The organism is Sphaerochaeta sp. S2, from assembly GCF_016406725.1.
GTDB lineage: Bacteria > Spirochaetota > Spirochaetia > Sphaerochaetales > Sphaerochaetaceae > Sphaerochaeta.
This window is the reverse complement of the sequence record NZ_JAEKNT010000502.1, coordinates 1-2453: the sequence shown is the minus strand read 5'-3', so window position 1 is coordinate 2453 and position 2453 is coordinate 1. Positions and strand designations below refer to the sequence as shown.

Here is a 2453-nt window from a genome sequence, read left to right as displayed (position 1 = left end):
AGATAGAGAGCATGGTCTACCGTCCCGTCAAGCCCACGCTCGGTGTAGCTGGTGACAGAAGAGTCGACTACAGTCCAGTTATCCTCTTCCTCCCCATCAACTTGGTAGCGGAAGGTTGTTACCAAGGGGTCTTCCAGCAACTTGGAGACTGAGATGAAGCCCGGTCCATAGAGTTCGTTCAGGTCCAAGCTTTCCAGAGGTTTGGTAAGGGGGATTGGATTATGTTTCAGATATCCCCTTACCGCTCCTGCTGCCCAGGCCTCCGTGTACACGCCCGCTATGGGACCTCCACACTCAATAGTCAGCTGGATTCGGTCATTGCCTTTCACCGTACTGCTGAGAAGGCCGGCTGCAAGGTATGCCTGACCCAATACATAGGTCTCCAGGAGCCCCAGTTCATGGTTGGCTCTCATCTGATTGATAAGTGTGGTCGCTGAGATTGCAGTAACACGAACTTGATCGTTATGCAAAAGGAACACCTCGCGCCCATCTTCAGGCAGGGAAGCGAGATGTTCTCGTAAATTACTATCTTCTATCTTTTTCTTGATCATACGGATGCAGAGTAGTCAATGACCTTACTTTTTGCAAGAGCTTCGAACTCAGTTCCGCCTAGAACCTCTCGTTTGAGCAGCTCTTCTGTGATTGCGAGCAGGGCTTCCTTGTTCTTCTTCAGCTTTGTCTTGACCATCTCATATCGCTCCCCGACAATCCGGGCGGTCTCACTGTCGATATACTCCTGTGCTTTCTCACTGTATTCACGTGCACCAGAGATTCCTGCAATGCCACTATTGGTGGTAGGAAGGGTGATATTTCGGTACCTTTCGCTCATGCCGAACTCCGTGATCATCCTCCTCACTAAGTCACTTGCCCTGCTGATATCATTGCCTGCTCCGGTGGAAATCTCATTGTAGATGACCTCCTCGGCTGCACGACCACCCAAGAGGGTGTCGATATTTCCCAAGAGCTCACTTTGGCTGAGCAGGAAGCGGTCTTCAGTCGGGTACTGCAAGGTGTAACCCAAAGCACCAAGTCCACGGGGGACGATGGATATCTTGCTTACCGGTTCAGCTCCCTCGGTCATGAAAGCGGTCAATGCGTGTCCCGTCTCATGGTAGGCCACTCTTTCCCGTTCCTTCTCATTGAGCAATCGGCTCTTTCGCTCAAGACCTGCAACCGACTTCTCAATTGCCTCCTCGAAATCTTCTTGCATCACAACCTTTCGGTCCTGGCGTACAGCCATCAGGGCTGCCTCATTTGCTATGTTTGCAAGATCAGCACCGGCAAGGCCCGCAGCACCCTGGGCAATCTTTCTCAGGTCGACATCATCGCCCAGTTTTATCTTCTTGGTATGGATCTTCAAGATTGCCAGCCTTCCTTCCAGGTCGGGCTTGTCGATCAGGACCTGTCGGTCAAAACGGCCTGGACGAAGGAGTGCTGGGTCAAGGATTTCCGGTCGGTTGGTCGCCGCAATGATGATCACTCCGGTGCGTGAGTCAAAACCATCCATCTCTACGAGCAACTGGTTAAGCGTCTGTTCCCTCTCATCGTTGCCTCCCATTCCTGCTGAAACGCGAGAGCGTCCGATGGCATCAATCTCATCAATGAAGATGATACAGGGGCTGTTTTCCCTTGCTTGCCTGAAGAGATCCCTGACACGTGCAGCTCCAACACCCACGAACATCTCCACGAAATCCGCTCCACTCATCTTGAAGAAAGGTACTCCGGACTCTCCTGCAACGGCCTTCGCGAGCAGGGTCTTACCAGTTCCCGGAGGTCCTACCAGGAGTACTCCCTTGGGAATCTTTCCTCCAATCTCCGTGTATTTCTCCGGTCGCTTCAGGAAATCCACCACTTCTTCCAGTTCATATTTGCTCTCATCGGCTCCAGCAACATCGGCGAAACGAACACCAGTGTCTCCTTCTGCAACAATCTTGGCCTTGTTCTGGTTGAAGGAGAGAACTCCTTGTCCTCCCTGTCCACCCATTTTTGAAAAGAGAAAGCGCCAGAAGAGAATGATGAAGACAAAGGGCAGTATATACGAGAGAATGGATGAGAGTATGCTTGGTCTCTCTGGTGCGGTAGCATAGTACTCTATTCCGTTCTCATCCAGGAGAGGGATAAAGGAAGGGTCATCCACCTTATACGTGCTGAAAGATTGCAGGTAGGTGCTGGATTCAAGTCCTACCTGGGGATTTGTTGTATACGTTTGCAAGTCATTCACGGCCTGGTCCCTGGTGAATGGGTAGCCGATATACTGTTCCTCTTCTATGGCAACACGTTGTATGGTACCGTCTTCCACCAAGGATTTGAACTGGTTGTAATCCACTGGGTTGACATTGCTCTGTCTGCTGACCATGTAGGTATTCAGTGCCATGAACACCAAGAGTATGATGAAGAAGTACCAGAAGGAGAAGGTGAACTTCTTTCCACCCCTTGGTTCTTTCTCTCCCAGA

General features: G+C 51.0%; 2 protein-coding genes. Both read right to left on the bottom strand.

The genetic code is table 11. The annotated features are described in order from the left end of the window. Positions 1-551, bottom strand: a 551-nt coding sequence (locus JF818_RS14610; RefSeq protein ID WP_198892704.1) for an Hsp33 family molecular chaperone HslO, incomplete at its 3' end; no start/stop codon positions are given. Beyond that, on the bottom strand, positions 548-2452 hold the full coding sequence (ftsH, locus tag JF818_RS14605) for an ATP-dependent zinc metalloprotease FtsH (protein WP_370570350.1): 1905 nt from the start codon (positions 2450-2452) through the stop codon (positions 548-550). The genes ftsH and JF818_RS14610, both read right to left, overlap by 4 nt. Between the last annotated feature and the right edge of the window lies 1 nt (position 2453).